The 15,453-nt window shown below is 63.8% G+C and carries 18 protein-coding genes; 9 read left to right on the top strand and 9 right to left on the bottom strand.

The window, feature by feature from the left end; all coding sequences use genetic code 11:
- Positions 1 to 12: 12 nt before the first annotated feature.
- The 3 genes from AB6809_RS20375 to AB6809_RS20365 all read right to left on the bottom strand — a co-directional run bounded on the left by AB6809_RS20375 (position 13) and on the right by AB6809_RS20365 (position 2,251).
- Positions 13 to 1,227 carry a cyclopropane-fatty-acyl-phospholipid synthase family protein gene (locus AB6809_RS20375; RefSeq protein ID WP_006050029.1) on the bottom strand — a complete coding sequence of 405 codons (1,215 nt, stop codon included), beginning with the start codon at positions 1,225 to 1,227 and terminating at the stop codon, positions 13 to 15.
- A gap of 143 nt (positions 1,228 to 1,370) precedes the next feature.
- Positions 1,371 to 2,012: a pyridoxamine 5'-phosphate oxidase gene (gene pdxH / locus AB6809_RS20370; protein WP_006050031.1), complete on the bottom strand. Its 642-nt coding sequence runs from the start codon at positions 2,010 to 2,012 to the stop codon at positions 1,371 to 1,373.
- Between the two features lie 35 nt (positions 2,013 to 2,047).
- Complete coding sequence (locus AB6809_RS20365) at positions 2,048 to 2,251, bottom strand: hypothetical protein (RefSeq protein WP_307258132.1); 204 nt, start codon at positions 2,249 to 2,251, stop codon at positions 2,048 to 2,050.
- Here AB6809_RS20365 and tcdA point away from each other — a divergent pair.
- Positions 2,250 to 3,101, top strand: a complete 852-nt coding sequence (gene tcdA / locus AB6809_RS20360) for a tRNA cyclic N6-threonylcarbamoyladenosine(37) synthase TcdA (protein WP_029968116.1) — start codon at positions 2,250 to 2,252, stop codon at positions 3,099 to 3,101. The two genes, AB6809_RS20365 and tcdA, sit on opposite strands and share 2 nt — an antisense overlap.
- 42 nt (positions 3,102 to 3,143) lie before the next feature.
- On the opposite strand, the gene trxA is transcribed toward tcdA, so the two are convergent.
- Positions 3,144 to 3,992, bottom strand: a complete 849-nt coding sequence (gene trxA / locus AB6809_RS20355; protein ID WP_006050033.1) for a thioredoxin — start codon at positions 3,990 to 3,992, stop codon at positions 3,144 to 3,146.
- A 108-nt stretch (positions 3,993 to 4,100) separates the two neighbouring features.
- Positions 4,101 to 4,976, bottom strand: a complete 876-nt coding sequence (locus AB6809_RS20350; protein WP_006050035.1) for a pirin family protein — start codon at positions 4,974 to 4,976, stop codon at positions 4,101 to 4,103.
- Between the two features lie 173 nt (positions 4,977 to 5,149).
- On the opposite strand from AB6809_RS20350, the gene AB6809_RS20345 reads away from it, so the two are divergent.
- The 3 genes from AB6809_RS20345 to AB6809_RS20335 all read left to right on the top strand — a co-directional run bounded on the left by AB6809_RS20345 (position 5,150) and on the right by AB6809_RS20335 (position 6,751).
- Entirely contained in the window at positions 5,150 to 5,383 is a 234-nt protein-coding gene (locus tag AB6809_RS20345; RefSeq protein ID WP_006050036.1) for an antitoxin, read from the top strand.
- A complete protein-coding gene (locus AB6809_RS20340; RefSeq protein WP_006050037.1) occupies positions 5,383 to 5,784 on the top strand; it encodes a type II toxin-antitoxin system VapC family toxin in 402 nt (133 codons plus the stop codon). Before AB6809_RS20345 ends, AB6809_RS20340 begins: the two co-directional genes overlap by 1 nt.
- Before the next feature lie 85 nt (positions 5,785 to 5,869).
- Positions 5,870 to 6,751, top strand: coding sequence for an O-acetylserine/cysteine exporter (locus AB6809_RS20335; protein WP_006050038.1), 882 nt, complete (start codon positions 5,870 to 5,872; stop codon positions 6,749 to 6,751).
- Between the two features lie 88 nt (positions 6,752 to 6,839).
- On the opposite strand, the gene AB6809_RS20330 is transcribed toward AB6809_RS20335, so the two are convergent.
- Both AB6809_RS20330 and tsaE read right to left on the bottom strand, forming a co-directional pair.
- The gene (locus AB6809_RS20330) at positions 6,840 to 8,468 is read right to left on the bottom strand and encodes an N-acetylmuramoyl-L-alanine amidase (RefSeq protein WP_029968114.1); all 1,629 of its coding nucleotides are present in this window, start codon (positions 8,466 to 8,468) and stop codon (positions 6,840 to 6,842) included.
- Positions 8,450 to 9,013, bottom strand: a complete 564-nt coding sequence (gene tsaE, locus AB6809_RS20325) for a tRNA (adenosine(37)-N6)-threonylcarbamoyltransferase complex ATPase subunit type 1 TsaE (RefSeq protein WP_371027059.1) — start codon at positions 9,011 to 9,013, stop codon at positions 8,450 to 8,452. The genes AB6809_RS20330 and tsaE overlap by 19 nt, the downstream gene beginning before the upstream one ends.
- Positions 9,014 to 9,030: 17 nt before the next feature.
- Between tsaE and queG the strand changes: the two genes are divergently transcribed.
- Genes queG through xerD form a run of 3 tightly spaced genes read left to right on the top strand, consistent with a single transcriptional unit; the run spans position 9,031 to position 11,760 of the window.
- A complete protein-coding gene (gene queG, locus AB6809_RS20320) occupies positions 9,031 to 10,278 on the top strand; it encodes a tRNA epoxyqueuosine(34) reductase QueG (protein WP_029968112.1) in 1,248 nt (415 codons plus the stop codon).
- Positions 10,279 to 10,324: 46 nt separating this feature from the next.
- On the top strand, positions 10,325 to 10,795 hold the full coding sequence (locus AB6809_RS20315; RefSeq protein ID WP_029968111.1) for a methylated-DNA--[protein]-cysteine S-methyltransferase: 471 nt from the start codon (positions 10,325 to 10,327) through the stop codon (positions 10,793 to 10,795).
- Positions 10,792 to 11,760: a site-specific tyrosine recombinase XerD gene (gene xerD, locus AB6809_RS20310; RefSeq protein ID WP_029968109.1), complete on the top strand. Its 969-nt coding sequence runs from the start codon at positions 10,792 to 10,794 to the stop codon at positions 11,758 to 11,760. Before AB6809_RS20315 ends, xerD begins: the two co-directional genes overlap by 4 nt.
- Positions 11,761 to 11,773: 13 nt before the next feature.
- On the opposite strand, the gene AB6809_RS20305 is transcribed toward xerD, so the two are convergent.
- Positions 11,774 to 13,342 carry a class I adenylate-forming enzyme family protein gene (locus tag AB6809_RS20305; RefSeq protein ID WP_371027058.1) on the bottom strand — a complete coding sequence of 523 codons (1,569 nt, stop codon included), beginning with the start codon at positions 13,340 to 13,342 and terminating at the stop codon, positions 11,774 to 11,776.
- Positions 13,343 to 13,482: 140 nt separating this feature from the next.
- Between AB6809_RS20305 and AB6809_RS20300 the strand changes: the two genes are divergently transcribed.
- Together AB6809_RS20300 and plsY are read left to right on the top strand one after the other, a co-directional pair.
- Complete coding sequence (locus AB6809_RS20300) at positions 13,483 to 13,974, top strand: aminoacyl-tRNA deacylase (RefSeq protein WP_029968105.1); 492 nt, start codon at positions 13,483 to 13,485, stop codon at positions 13,972 to 13,974.
- Positions 13,975 to 14,119: 145 nt separating this feature from the next.
- Entirely contained in the window at positions 14,120 to 14,761 is a 642-nt protein-coding gene (gene plsY, locus AB6809_RS20295) for a glycerol-3-phosphate 1-O-acyltransferase PlsY (protein ID WP_006050046.1), read from the top strand.
- A 137-nt stretch (positions 14,762 to 14,898) separates the two neighbouring features.
- On the opposite strand, the gene AB6809_RS20290 is transcribed toward plsY, so the two are convergent.
- The gene (locus tag AB6809_RS20290) at positions 14,899 to 15,384 is read right to left on the bottom strand and encodes a YajQ family cyclic di-GMP-binding protein (RefSeq protein WP_006050047.1); all 486 of its coding nucleotides are present in this window, start codon (positions 15,382 to 15,384) and stop codon (positions 14,899 to 14,901) included.
- Between the last annotated feature and the right edge of the window lie 69 nt (positions 15,385 to 15,453).

Below are 15,453 nucleotides of genomic sequence, written 5' to 3'. Positions count from 1 at the left end.
GCGGCGCTCACCTCACAGCGGCTTCTCGTACATGTAGCGGCGCGACCACGGCAGGGTTTTCGCACTGCGGCCGGCCCTGCGGCAGACGACCTGATAAATGGAGACGTCGTCGTTTTCGAATGCATACGCGCAGCCGGCCAGGTACACGCGCCAGATGCGGAATTTTTCGTCGTCGACGAGCTTGCGGGCTTCTTCCGCGTGCGTCTCGAAATTTTCCGCCCAGATGTCGAGCGTGTGCGCATAGTGACGGCGCAGGCTTTCCACGTCAACCGCTTCGAGCCCGCCGCGCTGCATCGACTCGAGCGCGAGGCTGATGTGCGGCAGTTCGCCGTCCGGAAACACATAACGGTCGATGAACTCGCCGCCGCCCAGCGCCGTTTCGCCGCTGTCCGCATCGCTCGACGTGATGCCGTGATTCATCGCGATGCCGTCGTCGGCGAGAAGGTCGTGCACTTTCTTGAAGTAGCCCGGCAGGTTCTTGCGGCCCACGTGCTCGAACATGCCGACGCTCGTGATGCGGTCGAATCGCCCTTCGACGTCGCGATAATCCTGCAGACGAATCTCGATCTGGTTCTCGAGGCCCGCGGCTTTCACGCGCGCCGTCGCGAGGTCGAACTGGTTTTGCGACAGCGTCACGCCCACGCATTGCGCGCCGAATTTTTGCGCCGCGCGCAGCACGAGCGCGCCCCAGCCGCAGCCGATGTCGAGCAGCCGCTGACCCGGCTGCACCTGAATCTTCGTGAGGATGTGGTCGATCTTCTTGATCTGCGCGGTGGCGAGATCTTCGTCGCCGTTCTCGAAATAGGCGCACGAGTAGACCATGTTCTCGTCGAGCCAGAGCTTGTAGAACTCGTTCGAGACATCGTAGTGATACTGGATGGCCTTTTTATCCGACGCCTTCGAATGCTGGAAATAGCGCCGCACGCGCGCGAGCTTGCCCGCACTATTGACGGTGTTGCGCGCGAGCTGATAACCGACGTTGATGATGTCCGAGAGCTTGCCCTCGATGTCGATCTTGCCCTTGACGTACGCCTCGCCCAGGTTGTCGAGGCTCGGTTCGAGCAGATAAGGCAACGCCGTTGCGCTCTTGACGTGCAGCGTGACCTGCGGCGCGGCGAACCGCCCGAAGTCGTGCTGCTGGCCGTCCCACAGCACGAGACGCGCCGGCAAATCAGCCTTGGTTTTTACTTCTTCCACCCACTGCGCCAGCTTTTTCTCCCAGAACATGCGATTTCTCCGTGTCCGTTGAATTAAAGCGAAGCTTGTGTGGATCGCAGCCCGACGCGGCGCAACTCCCATGCCGCGAGACGCGATCCTTGCGCCGCGCGCTGCTACGTCGGCAACGCGCTGACGACATTGTTAGTGCTGGTTCAGGGCGACAGACGGCAGATTTGCCAGTCGCTGTTTTCGCTCGAACGCGTGTAAAGCAGACGGTCGTGCAAACGCGACGGCCGGCCCTGCCAGAATTCGATTGCTTCGGGCACCAAACGATAACCGCCCCAATGCGGCGGACGCGGCGGTTCATCGCCGTATTGCAGGCGCATTTCGCGTTCGCGCGTTTCGAGCTGCGAACGGCTTTCAATCACCTGACTTTGATTCGACGCCCATGCGCCGATACGCGAACCGGGCGGACGCGACGCGAAATAGGCGTCGCTCTCGGCCGCGCTCGTTTTGACGACGCGCCCCTCGATGCGCACCTGGCGCTCGAGCTCGATCCAGTAGAAGAGCAGGCTCGCGTACGGATTCGCGGCCAGCTCGCGGCCCTTGCGGCTTTCGTAGTTGGTGAAGAACACGAAGCCTCGTTCGTCGACGCCCTTGATCAGCACGATGCGCGCTGAAGGCCGGCCGCGCGAGTCAACGGTGGCGAGCGTCATCGTATTCGGTTCGGGCAGTTTCGCCTCGACGGCCTGCTGAAACCAGACGTCGAATTGCCGGAACGGGTCGCGGTCGACGTCGCCGATGTCCAGAGAACCCAGCGAATAATTTTTTCGAAGTTCGGCGAGTGAGGTCATGTTCTTATGCGCACGCTACAGTCAGCCCAGTATAGCTAAGGCGCCAATTTTTTGCCCGCAGCCAGATCAAGCGCGATGCACCGGTGCCGCGCTTTCGCGGGTTTTCGAACGGCGACTTTCTCACGGTGATTGCCGCGGCAATGCTGATTCATGCGTTCAGGCAAAATACGGACTGCGCGAATTACATGCGCTTTCTGCCTAGCGCTTTCTGCTTTTTTGCCTTCAACGAGTTCCATCATGTCGACCACCGCGCAATCCGATCTTACTACCAGCCTCGACGGGCATGAAGCCGCCGACCGCGCGCGACGCTTCGGCGGCATTGCGCGTCTGTACGGCGCGCCCGCGCTTGCCGCTTTCGAGAGCGCGCATGTGGCGGTGATCGGTATCGGCGGAGTGGGCTCGTGGGTCGCCGAAGCGTTGGCGCGCAGCGCGGTGGGCACGCTGACGCTGATCGACCTCGACAATGTTGCTGAAAGCAATACGAACCGGCAGATTCATGCGCTCGATGGCAACTACGGAAAACCGAAGGTCGAAGCGATGGCCGAGCGCATCGCCGCGATCAATCCGTCGTGCGATGTGCGTCTCGTGGAAGACTTCGTGGAGCCCGACAATTTCGCGGCGACGCTCGGCGGCGGCTTCGATTATGTGATCGATGCGATCGACAGCGTGCGCACCAAGACCGCGCTGATCGCGTGGTGTGTCGAGCGCAAGCAGCCGTTGATCACGATCGGCGGCGCGGGCGGCCAGCTCGATCCGACGCGCATTCGCATCGACGATCTCGCAGCGACGATTCAGGACCCGTTGCTGTCCAAAGTGCGCGGACAGTTGCGCAAGCAGCATGGTTTTCCGCGCGGGCCGAAAGCGAAATTCAAGGTGAGCGCCGTGTATTCCGACGAGCCGCTGATCTATCCCGAAGCCCCTGTCTGCGACATCGATGCGGAAGCGGAACACGTCGCGACATCGCCGGGATATGCGGGGCCGGTCGGTCTGAATTGCGCGGGCTTTGGTTCGAGCGTGTGCGTGACGGCGAGCTTCGGCTTCGCCGCGGCCGCGTATGTGTTGCGGGCGCTGGCGAAGCAGGCGGTGTGACCTTTAGTGCGCGGCGGGTGCGCAAGGCGCCGGATCTGGTATCTAGTACAGCGCGGCGCTCAGCTTGCGGCGCCATTGCGCGACGAGTTCCGGCTGATGCGCGGCCAGATCGAACACCGAGAGCATCGTCTTGCGGCCGATGTCGTCGCGGAACGTGCGATCGCGCTGCACGATTGCCAGCAGATGCTCGAGCGCGCCCGCATATTTGCGGCGCGCGATCAGCGCGCTCGCGAGATCGAAGCGCGCTTCCAGATCGTCGGGATGGCTCGCGACGCGCGCTTCGAGCGCGTCGGTCGGCGGCAGATCGGCCGCGGCATCCACGGCGTCCAGACGCGTCTTGATCGCGTTGAAGCGCGCGTCGATGCCTTGCGTCGTTTTCGGCGACAGCAAATCGACCTCGTCGCGCGCTTCGTCGATACGGTTGTCATCGAGCAGCATCTCGATGCGGTCGAGGCGCGCTTCGTCAAAGGCCGGGTCGATGGCGAGCGCGGCCTGCAACGCCTCGTAAGCGTCCTCGCGGCGGCCTTCGGCCAAGGCGGCCTGCGCGTCGAGACGTGCGGCATCCGCGCCTTGCGGCACGAGCCGTTCGATGAATTCGCGCAGTTGCCCTTCAGGCAGCACGCCGACGAACTGATCGACCGGCCGGCCGTCCGCGAATGCCATGACGTGCGGAATGCTGCGCACCTGGAAGTGCGCGGCAAGTTCCTGGTTCTCGTCCACGTTCACCTTGACGAGCTTCCATTTGCCGGCGCCTTCGGCTTCAAGCTTTTCCAGCATCGGGCCGAGCGTTTTGCAGGGGCCGCACCACGGCGCCCAGAAATCGACCAGCACAGGGGCCAGTGTCGACGCCGTGATGACGTCCTTTTCGAATGTGGCCAGGGTGGTGTCCATTACGTCCTCGTCGATAAAACGGTTTGTCTGTTAGCTGGGGCCGAACTGCACGGATTCAATGTGTGTTGACGCCGCGCCCGCGCCTGAAATCCGCCGTCATTTTCGCCGTCACTTTTTTAGCGGCAGCGGTATCCATTCGGTTTCGCCCGGCACTGTGCCCATTTCCTGATTCGTCCACGCGAGTTTCGCGGCTTCGATCTTCTCACGCGAACTCGCGACGAAATTCCATTCGATAAAGCGTTCGCCGTCGAGCTTTTCGCCGCCGAGCACCATCACGCGCGCGCCGTGCGTGCTCGCGAGCGTCACGGTTTCGTCGAGCGCGAGCACGGCCATCTGACCGACTTCGAGCGGCGTGCCGTCGATCTCGAGATCGCCTTCCACCAGATACACGCCGCGCTCCTCGTGCTCCGGTTCGAGCGCGAACGCGCTGCCCGGCGCGAACTCGCCCGCGACATACAGCGTGCCGGAAAACGTGCTGACGGGCGATCGCTGGCCGAACGCGGTGCCGGCGATCACGCGCAACGTGACGCCGTTGCGCTCGACCACCGGCAGCGTGTCCGCGCTGTGATGCGCGAACGACGGCGCGACCTCTTCGTCGTCGAGCGGCAGCGCGACCCAGGTCTGAATGCCGTGGATGGTCTGGCCGCGCGCGCGGTCTTCGGCGGGCGTGCGCTCGGAATGGACGATGCCGCGTCCGGCCGTCATCCAGTTGACGTCGCCGGGGACGATTTTCTGCTCCGAGCCGAGACTGTCGCGATGCATGATCGCGCCTTCGAACAGAAACGTCACCGTGGCGAGGCCGATATGCGGATGCGGACGCACGTCGAGGCCGACGCCGGGTTCGAGCGTCGCCGGGCCCATGTGATCGAAGAAGATGAACGGTCCGATCAGACGCGCGGCCATTGCAGGCAGCACGCGCCGCACAGTCAGACTGCCGACATCGCGCAGATGCGGTTTGAGAACTGCTTTGATCGAAGAGGACATGGGGCGCTCGGCAAGAAGGGATGAGGAAAATTCTTAATGGATGATTCTACTGCGTTGGCTCAGCCAGCGCCTCCAGCCAGGCTCGGCGTACACACATGTATTTACATCGCGCCGCTGCCCGTCTATAGTGATGTATGTACATTGGATGTACATCATCGTACGAGGAGCGCAACATGCTGACCAAGGTTTTTCGCAATGGCAATTCGCAGGCCGTGCGCATTCCGGCTGAACTGGCGTTTAGCAGCGTCGACATGGAAGTGGAAATCGAGCGGGTCGGCGACGAACTGCGCATTCGTCCCACGCGCCGCCCGCTCGCCGGCGTACTAAAGAAATTCTCGAAGTTCAGCCCGGATTTCATGGCGGAAGGCCGCGGCGACCACGAGCAGGCTGAGCGCGAGGATCTGTAATGCCGCGCTACATGCTGGACACCAACATGTGCATCTACCTGATGAAGAATCAGCCGGAGCAGGTTGCGAAGCGTTTTGCGGAATGCTTCGTCGGCGACGTCGTGATGTCCGCCATTACTTTCGCCGAGCTGGAGTACGGCGTGGCGGTCTCGGCCAATCGTGCGCGCGAGCGTCGCAACCTTGCGGCGCTTGTCGAAGACATCCTGGTTGCGCCGTTCGACAGCGCGGCGGCGAGTGCCTACGGCCCGATCCATGAAGCCACGCGCGAGCGCAAGAAGGACCAGCTCGACAAGCTGATCGCGGCCCACGCGGTCTCGCTCGACGTCGTGCTCGTCACCAACAATGAGCGCGATTTCACGGCCTATCCCGGCCTGCGTATCGAAAACTGGCTCAATGCCTGAGCGCACGGCGACTGCGCTTTCGGTCCCGTGCGAATTTCCCACGCTCCGCTAAACTGACGGGTTCAACACTTTATTGGAGACCGGCATGTCGCCGAGGGACCTGCTGCTCGCGCTCGTCGTCGTCATTGCGTGGGGCGTCAATTTCGTCGTTATCAAGGTCGGCTTGCATGGCGTGCCGCCGATGCTGCTCGGCGCGCTGCGCTTCACGCTCGCGGCAATACCGGCGGTGTTTTTTGTCAAGCGTCCACAATTGGCATGGCGCTGGTTGCTGGCCTATGGCTTGACGATCTCGCTCGGGCAGTTCGCGTTTCTGTTCTCGGCGATGTACGTCGGCATGCCGGCCGGACTCGCATCGCTCGTGTTGCAGGCGCAGGCGTTTTTCACGCTGATCTTCGCCGCGTTCTTCTTGCATGAGCGTTTTCGCTTGCCGAATGTCGCCGGTTTGCTGATCGCCGCCGCGGGCCTCGCCGTGATCGGCATGCAGGGCGGCCATGCGATGACGCTCGCCGGCTTCCTGCTCACGCTGTGCGCCGCGTGTTCGTGGGCGCTCGGCAACATCGTCACGAAGAAGGTCGGCAAGGTCGACCTCGTCGGCCTCGTGGTGTGGGGCAGTCTGATTCCGCCGCTGCCTTTCTTCGCGCTGTCGTATGCGTTCGAGGGTCCGCAGCGGATCGCGGCGGCGCTTTCCGGCATCAGCGCGATGTCGATTTTCGCGGTCGTCTATCTCGCGTTTATCGCCACGCTGCTCGGCTATGGATTATGGAGCCGTCTGTTGTCGCGCTATCCGGCGAGCCAGGTCGCGCCGTTTTCGCTGCTCGTGCCGATCGTCGGTCTCGCATCGGCGGCGGTCTTTCTCGATGAGCGGCTCTCCACCGCGCAGATCGCCGGTGCGGTGCTGGTGATGGTGGGGCTCGCGGTGAACGTATTCGGCGGCTGGGTCGTGCAGCGCTTGTCGCTGGCGCGTTGAAACGGGTGCACGATCGAAAACGGCCGCATTGCTGCGGCCGTTTTTTTGTTGGAGCGCTGGACGAGAACAACGCGCGAAAGACACATCGTCACGTCATGCGATTCTTTGCCAGCGGCGGATTCGCCGCGAAATAACGCTTGATGCCGGTCATGATCGCATCGGCCATCTTCTCGCGATAGGCGTCGTCGTTCAGGCGCCGCTCCTCGTCGGGATTGCTGATGAACGCCGTTTCCACGAGGATCGACGGAATGTCGGGCGCCTTCAACACCGCGAAGCCCGCCTGTTCGACCGAACCTTTGTGCAGCTTGTTGATCCCGCCGATTTCCTTCAGCACGAAGTTGCCGTAGCGCATGGAGTCGCGAATCTGCGCGGTGGTGGACATGTCGAACAACGCGCGATTCACGGTGGCGTCGGCGGATTTGATGTTGATGCCGCCAATCTGGTCCGACGCGTTCTCCTTGTTCGCCATCCAGCGCGCGGCCGCGCTCGACGCGCCGTGCTCCGACAACGCAAACACCGACGAGCCGCGCGCCTCGGGCGTGGTGAACGCATCGGCGTGAATCGACACGAACAGGTCCGCGCCGACGCGCCGCGCTTTTTGCACGCGCACGTTCAGCGGCACGAAGAAGTCGGCGTCGCGCGTCATCATCGCGCGCATGTTCGGTTGCGCGTCGATCTTCGCGCGCAGTTTCTTCGCGATGTCGAGCGCGACGTGCTTCTCGTAAGTGCCTGAGCCGCCGATCGCGCCGGGGTCCTCGCCGCCGTGTCCCGGATCGATCGCGACGGTCAACAGGCGCACCGTGTTGCTCTTGCCTGACTTCGGCGTGGTGAACGCGTAGGTGTCGTCGCCACTGTCGTCGTTATCCAGACTTTTGGCGCTGTTGGCGCCGCTGCCGCTGCCCTTGTTGCGCGCGATCGCCGTGGGCGGCGTGGCCGGAGTGGGCGGCACGCCAGGCGTTGGCGTCGGCGTCTTCGCAATGATCGGCGGCAAACCTGGCGACCCGGACGTAGAGCCGGACGGCGACCCACTGTGCGCCGGCGCATGCGGTGCGCCCGCCGCGGACCCGCTGCCGCCGTTCTGCGCATAGCGCTCGAAGAACGCCTCGCTGTTGTCGGCGGCCGGCGGCGTCGTGCCGGGGCCGCTCAACGTAGCGGGCGGCGCGCTGTTTTCTTCGTTCAGCGTTTGCTGCTTGCGCTCGCTTTGCGCGAGCAGTTCCATCAACGGATCGGGCGCGACGGCCGGATACAGGTCGAACACGAGCCGGTACTTGTACGCGCCGACGGGGGGCAGCGTGAACACCTGCGGCTTCACCGAGCCCTTCAGATCGAACACCATGCGCACGACGTGCGGCTGGAATTGCCCCACACGCACCGATTGAATTTGCGGATCGTTCGGCGTGATCTTCGATACGAGATCCTTCAACGCCTGGTCGAGATCCAGGCCGCTCAGATCGACGACGAGCCGGTCAGGGCCCTGAAGCAACTGCTGCGCGTTTTGCAGAGGCTGATCGGATTCGATGGTGACGCGCGTGTAGTCGCGCGCCGGCCACACGCGCACGCCGAGCACCGAACTCGCCAGCGCGAGACGCGGCGCGACGAGGCCGAGCACGAGCGTGGACGCGCCCGCGCGCAGAATCTGCCGGCGCCGCCAGTTATGCGTCGCGGTGGCCGCCGATTCAATCGAGCGGAACGGTTTGATCAACATCTTTCGAGACATGCCTTTCCTGTTTCGCTGTATGCCTGTGCGACGAGTGTGCGGCCGTCGCCCTCGCCAGCCAGGTCGAGCGAGAAGACGAGATCCGGCACGCCGAGCAGCGCGCCGGCGCGTTGCGGCCATTCGACGAGGCAAACCGCGCCGCTGTCGAAATACTCGCGAAAGCCCGCGTCGGCCCATTCGGCCGGATCGGTGAACCTGTAGAGATCGAAGTGGTAAAGCGCGAGTTCCCCGGTGGGCCGCTCGAGTACATAAGGCTCGACGAGCGTGTACGTGGGACTGCGCACGCGACCGGTGTGACCGAGGCCGCGCAAGGTGGCGCGCACGAGTGTGGTCTTGCCGGCGCCGAGATCGCCGACCAGTTGTACATGCAGACCGTGGAATGCCTGAGCGTTCGCGTTGCCGTCATGCGCGACGGCGACGCTTTCGATTGCCCGCGCGAAGCGCTCGCCAAATGCGAGCGTGGCGGCTTCGTCCGCGAACGAGAAGACGCGTTCGAGCAGAACTTCGGCGGGCGGCGCGATCGCGCGATCGGGATGGTCAGGCATTCTCGTAAAATGACGTGATGAACCGAAGTCCGGAGTCCCCCGTGTGCCCTGTGTCCAATGCGCCTGCAACTGGCGACGAGGCGCGTGCCGAGCGTCAATTCGATGAAGCGGCGCTGCATGCGCTCGCGCAAAACATCAAAACGTGGGGCCGTGAACTGGGTTTCGGGGCGATCGGCATTAGCGATACCGACCTCTCCGCTGCCGAAGCGCCGCTTGCAGCCTGGCTGGAAGCGGGTTGCCACGGCGAGATGGATTATATGGCCAAACACGGTATGAAACGCGCGCGGCCTGCCGAGCTTGTGGCCGGCACGCTACGTGTGATTACCGCTCGCATCGCCTATTTGCCCGCTGATGTACTGAACGGAAAGCAGCCCGAAAGCGACTCGTCCAAAGGGCCGCTCAATCAGGACTGGCGGGGCGCCGAGCATGCGCGGCTGGCCGATCCTGCTGCTGCCGTCGTGTCGATTTATGCGCGCGGCCGCGACTATCACAAGGTGATGCGTAACCGTCTGCAACATCTGTCAGAGAAAATTCAGGCGGAGATCGGCGCGTTCGGTTATCGCGTGTTTACCGACTCGGCGCCAGTGCTCGAAGTCGAGCTTGCGCAGAAGGCCGGCATCGGCTGGCGCGGCAAACACACGCTGCTTTTGCAACGCGACGCGGGCTCGCTGTTTTTTCTCGGCGAAATCTACGTCGATGTGCCGTTGCCGACGGACGCCGAGACATCGCCCGAAGTCGCGCCCGAAACGCCGGGCTCGCATTGCGGCAGTTGCTCGCGCTGCATCGACGCATGTCCGACAGGAGCGATCGTCGGTCCTTACAAAGTGGATGCGCGTCTGTGTATCTCCTATCTGACGATCGAACTGAAGGGCAGCATTCCTGTGGAGATGCGTCCGCTGATCGGCAACCGCGTGTATGGCTGCGACGATTGTCAGCTCGTGTGTCCGTGGAACAAGTTTGCGCAGGCCGCGCCGGTCGCCGATTTCGACGTGCGTCATGGGCTCGACCGCGCGTCGCTGGTGGAGCTGTTCGGCTGGAGCGCGGACGATTTCGACACGCGCATGCAGGGCAGCGCGATACGGCGCATCGGTTACGAGAGCTGGTTGCGCAACCTTGCGGTCGGGATGGGCAATGCACTGCGTGCATCGCGCGACGCGTTGAGCGCGGAGGCACGCGAGGCGATTGTCGAGGCGCTCAGGCGCCGTGCCGACGATCCTTCGGCGCTCGTGCGCGAGCATGTGCAATGGGCGCTCGAAGCGGCGTAAACTATCGGCAATTCATGGCTTACGTTGTGGTGTGCGAGGAGGCGACATGTTCAACGCAGTGATCGATGCGCCGTTCGGCAAGGTCGGCATTCGCACCGAAGGCGAAGCGGTGCGCGAGATCGTCTATCTGCCGGAGTCGATGCAAAACGTCGCGCCGGACACGCCGTTGGCGCAACGCGCTGTCGAGCAGATCGAGCGGTATTTCGCGGAGCCGTCGGCGAAATTCGACTTGCCGCTCGCGACGGCGGGCACCGCGTTCCGGCGGCGTGTGTGGCAGGCGCTGTGCGAGATTCCGCCCGGCGCGGTCGTCACGTATGGGCAACTGGCAAGGCAGCTCGGCAGTGTGCCGCGCGCGGTCGGGCAGGCGTGCGGCGACAATTGTTTTCCTATCGTGATTCCGTGTCATCGCGTGGTGAGTTCGAGCGGCATCGGCGGATTCGCGCATCATGCCGACGACGGCTTCTTTCGCAACGTCAAGCGCTGGCTGCTCGCGCATGAAGGCATTCCCTACGCATGAGCGATACCCTGGTTGACGACGCGAGCGCGGACCCAGGCGCAGACGCAAGCGCGGGCTTCGCGCAGTCGCCCTTGTTCGCGGCGAGTTCGGCGTCGATCGACGCATTCTGCGACGCGCTATGGCTCGAACACGGCCTCTCGCGCAACACGCTCGACGCGTATCGCCGCGACCTGCGTCTCTTCAGCGAGTGGCTCGCGCAAACGCGCGGCGCCTCGCTCGACATCGCCAGCGAGGCCGATCTGAACGCGTACAGCGCGGCGCGTCGGAAGGACAAATCGACGTCGGCGAACCGGCGCCTCTCGGTGTTTCGCCGCTATTACGGTTGGGCTGTGCGCGAGCATCGCGCGAAGGTTGATCCGACGCTGCGCATTCGTTCGGCGAAACAACCGCCGCGTTTTCCGTCGACGCTCAGCGAAGCGCAAGTCGAAGCGCTGCTCGGCGCGCCCGACATCGACACGCCGTTGGGTCTGCGCGATCGCACCATGCTCGAGCTGATGTACGCGAGCGGCTTGCGCGTCACCGAACTCGTCACGCTAAAGACCGTGGAAGTCGGCCTGAACGAAGGCGTGGTCCGCGTGATGGGCAAGGGCTCGAAAGAGCGCCTGATTCCGTTCGGCGAAGAAGCGCACGGCTGGATCGAACGTTATTTGCGCGACGCGCGGCCGGCGCTGCTCGGCGCGCGCGCCGCCGATGCGCTGTTCGTCACGAATCGCGCCGAGGGCATGACGCGCCAGCAGTTCTGGAACATCATCAAGCGGCATGCGGCGGCGGCCGGCGTGCATGCACCGTTGTCGCCGCACACGTTGCGGCACGCGTTCGCGACGCATCTGCTCAATCACGGCGCCGACCTGCGCGTGGTGCAGCTACTGCTCGGCCATACCGACATTTCGACCACGCAAATCTACACGCACGTCGCGCGCGAGCGGCTCAAGTCGCTGCATGCGGTGCATCATCCGCGCGGGTGACGTGCACGCAGCTTCAAAGCAATTCGCGCAGCCGGTGCTTGAGAATTTTTCCCGTCGATGCCGCGGGCAATGCCGCAAGCACCTTCACTTCGGCGGGGCGCTTGTAGGGCGCAAGGCGTTCGGCGCACCACGCGGCAAGCTCAACCGGTGTAACGGTCGCGTGAGCCGCCAGTTCGACGAACGCGATCACTTCCTCGTTGCCCTCGACTGCGCGCCCGATCACCGCCGACTGCACGACTTGCGGATGCGCGTTCAGCACATGCTCGACCTCGGCGGGATAAACATTGAAGCCGGAGCGGATGATCAGGTCCTTGCTGCGTCCGACGATATGCAGCGCGCCATCGGCGTCCTGCCGCGCGAGATCGCCGGTTTTCAGCCAGCCGTCTTCGGTCACTGCGGCGCGCGTTTGCTCCGGGTTGCGGTAGTAGCCGAGCATTACGTTCGGGCCGCGCACCCATAGCTCGCCGATTGCGCCGGGCGCGGCGTCCGCGCCGTCGAGTTCGACAAAGCGCACTTCGACGCCCGGAATCACTTCGCCGACCGAACAGTCCGCGCGCGGCGCATCGAGCATGGTCTGCGAGACAGTCGGACTGCTTTCGGTCATGCCGTAGCCATTATGCAGCGGCAAACCGTACACGCTTTCGACGTGGGCTTTCAGCGCCGCGTCGAGCGGCGAGCCGCCCGAATACACAAAGCGCAGATGCGGCGCGCGCCATTCATGCCCGTGCGTCTGCAAATGCTCGAGCAGTTTGGCGTGCATCGCGGGCACGCCCTGAAAGATCGACACGCGTTCGTCGGTGAGCGCGCGGCGCACGGCTTCGGGCGCGAAGCGCGGCGCGAGCCGCAAGGTCGCGCCGGCGTGCAGACTGCCGAGGCACACCGACGCGAAGCCGTACACATGCGAGATGGGCAGCACGGCATAGACCACGTCGTCGGGACGAACCTGGCGCAGCCGGCTCGACACGGTGGCGATAAAAAGCAGATTGCGATGCGACAGCATCACGCCCTTCGGCGCGCCCGTCGTGCCGGTTGTGTAGATCAGCGCCGCGCATTGGCGCTCGCTCGCGGCTTCTACCGGTTCCGCTTGCGTTTGCGCCGAGTCGTCCGCCACGTAGGACCATGCGCCGATGTCCGGCGTCATGCCCGGCGCTTCACGTGCCTGATGACGCTCTGCATGCTGACTCGCATCGACCGAGCTTTCGACCATATACGCGGTGACGCGCGGCTTCGCGTGCGCGCGGATCGCGTCCAGTTCCGCCGCCGACAGACGCGCGTTCGACACCAGCGCCCACGCGTCGAGCCGCGCCGTGGCGAACAGCAGCACGATCTGCGCGATGCTGTTCTCGGCGACGATCATCACGCGGTCGCCGCCTCGCACGCCCCACTCGCGCAGCAACGCGGAGACCGTGTCCACGGCCTCCATGAGCTGCGCATTGGTGAGACGACGCGCGTCCTCGATCAGCGCGACGTGTTGCGCATCGCGCGCGGCGGCCAGCGCGGGAATATCGGAAATGCGCGCGGGCAGGGCGGCCAGCAGCGCGGGAACGTCGATCGTGGAGCGTAAAGCCGAAGCGGTGGTCAAGTGCGTCTCCTAAAGGCGATTGCGTGACCGGCGTGCATCGCGCCGGAAGATTTTCGAACGATCGTGCCACAATGCCCGAAGCCGCACAATTGGCCATTCGGCAAATAGCCGTTGTGCAAAGTCGCCATTACAATGCGCCGATGAGCAAATCCAGACACGTTTCCGAAACGCCCGCCACGCAGTTTCTGCGTCGGCACGGCGTGGCTTTCGGCGAGCATCCGTACGATTATGTGGAGCATGGCGGCACCGGCGAATCGGCGCGTCAGCTTGGCGTAGACGAGCATCAGGTCGTGAAGACGCTCGTCATGGAGGACGAGCATGCGAAGCCGTTGATCGTCCTCATGCACGGCGACCGCACCGTCAGCACCAAGAACCTCGCGCGGCAGATCGGCGTGAAGCGCGTCGAGCCGTGCAAGCCCGAAGTGGCGAACCGTCATTCCGGCTATCTGATCGGCGGCACGTCGCCGTTCGGCACGCGCAAGCAGATGCCGGTGTACGTCGAGTCCACCATTCTGGAGATGGAGCGCATCTGGCTGAACGGCGGCCGGCGCGGTTTTCTCGTCAGTATCGAGCCGAAAGTGCTGACCGGATTGCTGGGCGCGAGGCCGGTGCAGTGCGCGAGCGTCGATTGACGTTTGCCTGAATGTTTCCGCGGTGCGCGCGTTCGGTAGAATGTGCGCCGCTTCGGTTCGCCGCCGCGTGCTGCGTGCCGGCTTTCGTTCCCTGTTGCGGTTGAGGTATCCAGTTGCAGACCGCCGATCCTTATAAGAGTCACAGATGCAAAACCTGATCGTTGCTGTCGTTGCCTACCTGATCGGTTCGGTGTCGTTCGCCGTGATCGTGAGCGCCGCGATGGGGCTCGACGACCCGCGCTCGTACGGCTCGGGCAATCCCGGCGCGACCAACGTGCTGCGCAGCGGCAGCAAGAAGGCCGCGATTCTCACGTTGATCGGCGACGCCTTCAAGGGCTGGTTGCCCGTGTGGTTCGTCGCGCATTTCGGCGCGCGCTACGGGCTCGACGATACGTCGGTGGCGATTGCGTGCGTCGCCGTGTTTCTCGGCCACCTGTATCCGGTGTTCTTCCGCTTCAAGGGCGGCAAAGGCGTGGCGACGGCCGCCGGCGTGTTGCTCGCGATCAATCCGATTCTCGGCCTCGCCACGCTTCTGACGTGGCTGATCGTGGCGTTCTTCACGCGCTATTCGTCGCTGGCGGCGTTGGCTGCGGCAGTGTTCGCGCCGATCTTCGACGGCTTTCTGTTCGGGCCGCACGTCATCGCGCTGGCGATCGTCGTGATGAGCTCGCTGCTCGTGTGGCGTCATCGCGGCAATATCGGCAAGCTGATGCGCGGCGAGGAAAGCCGTATCGGCGATAAGAAGAAGGCGGCGGCTGCGAGTGCGGTGAGCGGCGAGGATCGTTGAGCGGGTGGCAGTGCGGAGTGCTGCTACGTGCGAAGTGCGCTCTGCGCCCTACGCGCTCCGACTTTCGATGCGCTGCGGCGCTCCCGCTTGTCAATGCAGCGCCGCTGAAACCGGCGCTGCGTCGATGACATAAACGCTCAGTCGCGGAAGTTATTGAAGTCGAGCGGCGTGTCCGTCACGTCCTTGCGCAGCATCGCGATCACGCTTTGCAGGTCGTCGCGTTTTCCCCCGGTGATGCGCACCGCGTCGCCCTGAATGCTCGCCTGAACCTTGATCTTGCTGTCCTTCACGAGGCGCACGATTTTCTTCGACAGATCGCCCGACACGCCCTTCTTGATCTTGATGACCTGCTTGACCTTGTCGCCGCCGATCTTCTCGATCTTGCCGTAGTCGAGGAAGCGCACGTCGACGTTGCGCTTGGCCATTTTGGAGATCAGCACGTCTGTGACCTGGCCGAGCTTGAAGTCGTCGTCGGCGTAGGCGGTGATTTCGTTTTCCTTGTGTTCGACGCGCGCGTCCGACCCCTTAAAGTCGAAGCGGGTTGAGATTTCCTTGTTGGACTGCTCGATCGCGTTCTTGACTTCGATCATGTTCGCTTCGCAGACGACGTCAAACGATGGCATTGCATTCTCCCAATAGTGCGGCGGTGCGCGACGCGGCCGGCGGCTCGTCGCGGGGCACTCGCTATAATC

It is taken from the genome of Paraburkholderia sp. RCC_158, assembly GCF_041355255.1.
Lineage (GTDB): Bacteria > Pseudomonadota > Gammaproteobacteria > Burkholderiales > Burkholderiaceae > Paraburkholderia > Paraburkholderia graminis.
The sequence above is the reverse complement of the archived record's forward strand: the minus strand, read 5'-3'. Positions and strand labels throughout refer to the sequence as shown.